The organism is Streptomyces corynorhini (assembly GCF_003346515.1).
Classification (GTDB): domain Bacteria; phylum Actinomycetota; class Actinomycetes; order Streptomycetales; family Streptomycetaceae; genus Streptomyces; species Streptomyces corynorhini.
This window is the reverse complement of the sequence record NZ_QQNA01000371.1, coordinates 1-3,788: the sequence shown is the minus strand read 5'-3', so window position 1 is coordinate 3,788 and position 3,788 is coordinate 1. Positions and strand designations below refer to the sequence as shown.

Below are 3,788 nucleotides of genomic sequence, written 5' to 3'. Positions count from 1 at the left end.
CGGCGACGGACTGGCCGCGCGCACGTCCCCGTACCGCAGGACCTCGCGCGCGGCCAGTCCGTCGCCGCCGCCCAGAATCAGCACGCGCGCGTGCGGCCCGCGCATCGCGGGGTGCACGAGCGCCTCGTGGTAGCGGAACTCGTCGCGCCCGCTGACCCGCAGCCGCCCGTCCAGATACAGCTCCAGCGGCCCGTCGCGCCCGCCCGTCAGCACGACCTCCTGCACGTCGGTGTGGACGGCGACCCGCACCCCGGTCCCGTACACCGCCCGCCGCGCCGCCCGTTCGAAGTCGTCCACCAGCACGGCGGCCGTCGCCAGCGTCGCCAGCACCAGGACATTGACGGTCAGCAGCACCCAGCGCGAGCGCGGTGTCAGATCCCTCCCGAAGAGCGTCAGGACGAGGGCGCCGCCCGCCACCGCGTTGACCGCTCCCGTCAACAGCGCTCCCGTCAGCTGCCCCAGCCAGGGCAGCAGCAGGAACGGAAAGGCCAGCCCGCCGATCAGCGCTCCCACGTAGTCGGCGGCGAAGAGATCCGCGACGGTCCCGTCGGCCTCCTGCCGGGAGAACCGCTGGATCAGAGTCATCAGCAGCGGGATCTCGGCGCCGATGAGCATGCCGATCGCCAGCGAGAACCCCACCAGCGCGTACCGCGCCTCGCCCATCCACGCGAAGGCCGCGTACAGCACCAGCGCGGAACAGCCGCCCAGCAGGGCGAGCCCCGCCTCCAGCAGTCCGAAGCCGAACGCCGCCCGCAGCCGCAGCCGCTTCGCGGCCAGCGAGCCGAGCCCCATGGCGAAGACCATCACGGAGAGGACCACCGACGCCTGGGTGACGGAATCCCCGATCAGATACGAGGCGAGCGCGACCAGCTCCAGCTCGTACACCAGACCGCACGCCGAGCAGATGAAGACCACGGTGAGGATCAGATAGCGCGCGGCGTCGGCGCGATCGGGCAGCCGTGTCCCGGCCGGGGGCGAGGACGACACGGACTGCTGCTCGATCACACTCGTAACGCTACGTCGCCGATTGGATTCTTTTTGTCACCCGGAAGAGTGCAATCAGGCCACAGCAGGCATACGTACCCCGACGCGGGTCCGCGTCGTGACGAGACGGCCCTCCTGCGGGTAGGCATGCCAGGTACGCCACCGGACCTGCCCCTCGTCGCGCTGCGCCAGCATCGCGGTGAACGCGTTGGGCGAGCCGGGAAACGTGCCCGCCAACCCGTTCGGGTGGTCGGCGACCAGCGCGAGCAGCTCCTGCGCCCGCCCGGCGAACGAGCTGTGCGAGAGCGTCTCGACACGCGCGGCGAATTCGTACTCCCACTCCCCCAGCCGCTTGGAGACGCCGAGCGGCAATGGGGTGCTGCTGCCCGGGATGCAGGCGACGGTCTCGGAGCAGGTGCCGCCCTCCTCCTCCAGAATCACCTGGTGGGAGGCGCCGAGCAGCCGTAACTGGAGTCCGGCGCCGGCGAGATCGAGATCGAGTACGGCCAGCGCCGGGACGGGGCCTCGGCCCAACGCCCAGGCCAGATCGGCGGCACGGGTGTCGGTGTAGGCGGTATTGAGGGTGGTGAGCATGGATCGGCTCCGCAGAACACGCTTGACGGGTGGGCCGGGGACGTCCCGGACAATGAGCTGATGAGCGAGGGAACTTGAAGGGCGAGATCGCCGGCTCGGCGCCATAGGAGGTCCCAGGCGGTCCGAGGGCTGGAAGCTCTCAACAACGAGGGAATCACGAGGTACGCGACGCTCGCAGTGTTTTTACCCAACTTGACGGGGTTTCCATCCCCCCGGGGGCCCAAGAGTTCAACTGTTCACAAGAATCCGGCGTACGCCGGGCGCACTTCACCGGCGCCGCCGCCGCCACCCGACCTGCCCCAGGGGCCGCCACAGGCCGCCACAGGGCTGTCACCGACCCTGCCACCGCGGCTGCCGGACCGCCAACACAGCAGTGCCCAGCGGCATATGACTACCGCCGGGCACCACCCTCTCGCCGCGGACCAGCTGCCCCGTGTCAGCTGCCTCCGCCGCCGCATCCCCCGCCGCCGCCGCAGGACGAACCGCCTCCTCCACAGGAGGAGTGGCCGCCACCACCGCAGGAGTGATGGCCACCGGATCCGCCAGAACCAGAGCCAGAACCGGAACCGGAACCGGAACCGGAGCCAGAACCGGAGTCGCCCGCCCCGAACTCCCAGGACCCGCCACCGCTCGTCGCCGTGGCGTCCGCGACCCACCAGCTCCGGCTGTCCGACCGACCACTCGTACGCCGCTTGTTGAGCGACTTGACCGACTTGACCGGCCTGAGCGACTTCAGCGGCTTCGGCGACTTGAGCGACGGTGACTTCCGTGCCCTCAGCGGCTTCCGGCTCCGCTCCCGGCTGTCCACGCTCGCCGCGATCCCGATCAACGCGGCCACCACCAGCACCAGCACCACCACGTCCGTACCTGTCATCGACCCCACCCGCCCTTCGGTCCCCCGTGACCCGGGGCACCCCCCGGTGACTGAGGTTGTCCCCCCGGCCCGGTCAGCCCAAAGCCGACTTGAGCAACCCCAGAGGTTCGGCACAGGATGGCCGCCATGACCAAAGAATGGCTCGGCGGCACCACGATCTTCGCGGAGATGTCAGCCCTCGCCCTGCGCACCGGCGCGATCAACCTCGGCCAGGGCTTTCCCGACACCGACGGCCCGGAGTCCGTACGGGAGGCGGCGGTACGCGCCCTGCGCGACGGCCTCGGCAACCAGTACCCGCCGGGCCCCGGCGTCCCCGAACTGCGCTCCGCCGTCGTGGACCATCAGCTGCGACGGTACGGCCTGACGTACGACCCCGACACCGAGGTCCTCGTCACCGCCGGGGCCACCGAGGCGATCGCCGCCGCGCTGCTCGCGCTGGTCGGCCAGGGCGACGAGGTCATCGCCCTGGAGCCGTACTACGACTCGTACGCCGCCTGTATCGGCATGGCGGGAGGGGTGCGCGTACCGGTCACGCTCCGCCCCCGCGACGGCGCGTACCACCTGGACCTGGACGAACTGCGCGACGCCGTCACCGACCGCACCCGTCTCATCCTCCTCAACACCCCCCACAATCCCACCGGTACGGTCCTCTCCCGTGGTGAGCTGGCCGCCATCGCGGAACTCGCCGTCGAACGCGATCTGCTCGTCGTCACCGACGAGGTCTACGAACACCTCGTCTTCGAGGGCGAACACCTCCCGCTCGCGGCGTTCCCCGGCATGCGCGAGCGCACGCTGACCATCAGCAGCGGCGGCAAGACCTTCGCCTTCACGGGCTGGAAGGTCGGCTGGATCACCGGCGTCCCCGCGCTGGTCACGGCGGTCCGCTCGGCGAAGCAGTTCCTGACGTACGTGGCCTCTGGCCCCTTCCAGTACGCGATCGCCGAGGCCCTGCGCCTGCCCGACAGCTACTTCGACACCCTGCGCGCCGGCCTCCGCGCCAAGCGCGACATCCTCGCCGACGGCCTCGCCGCGGCCGGCTTCGACGTCTACCGCCCGGCGGGCACGTACTTCATCACCACCGACATCCGTCCGCTGGGCGAGACGGACGGCTTCGCCTTCTGCCGCGCGCTGCCGGAGCGGTGCGGGGTGGTCGCCGTACCGAACGCGGTCTTCTACGACCACCAGAAGGAGGGCGCGCCGTTCGTGCGCTTCGCGTTCTGCAAGCGGGACGAGGTGCTGCGCGAGGCCGCGGAGCGGCTGCGGAACCTGCGGGATCTGCGGGACTCCGTCTGAACCCCCGCCCGCGGTGCCCGCCCGGGGGCGGTGGGTCCGACCG

The 3,788-nt window shown here is 71.0% G+C and carries 4 protein-coding genes; 1 reads left to right on the top strand and 3 read right to left on the bottom strand.

Features of this window, described 5'->3' with window-relative positions:
* The 3 genes from DVH02_RS32740 to DVH02_RS35785 all read right to left on the bottom strand — a co-directional run.
* Positions 1–1,005: spermine/spermidine synthase domain-containing protein (locus DVH02_RS32740; RefSeq protein WP_456113501.1), on the bottom strand; the 1,005-nt coding region annotated here is incomplete at its 3' end.
* A 54-nt stretch (positions 1,006–1,059) separates the two neighbouring features.
* Positions 1,060–1,578 (bottom strand): DUF2617 family protein, encoded by a 519-nt coding sequence (locus tag DVH02_RS32735; protein WP_114627479.1) that lies wholly within the window; start codon positions 1,576–1,578, stop codon positions 1,060–1,062.
* A gap of 436 nt (positions 1,579–2,014) precedes the next feature.
* Positions 2,015–2,452, bottom strand: coding sequence for a hypothetical protein (locus DVH02_RS35785; RefSeq protein ID WP_199566504.1), 438 nt, complete (start codon positions 2,450–2,452; stop codon positions 2,015–2,017).
* A gap of 126 nt (positions 2,453–2,578) precedes the next feature.
* Between DVH02_RS35785 and DVH02_RS32725 the strand changes: the two genes are divergently transcribed.
* On the top strand, positions 2,579–3,745 hold the full coding sequence (locus DVH02_RS32725; protein WP_233518598.1) for a pyridoxal phosphate-dependent aminotransferase: 1,167 nt from the start codon (positions 2,579–2,581) through the stop codon (positions 3,743–3,745).
* The last annotated feature ends 43 nt before the right edge of the window (positions 3,746–3,788 follow it).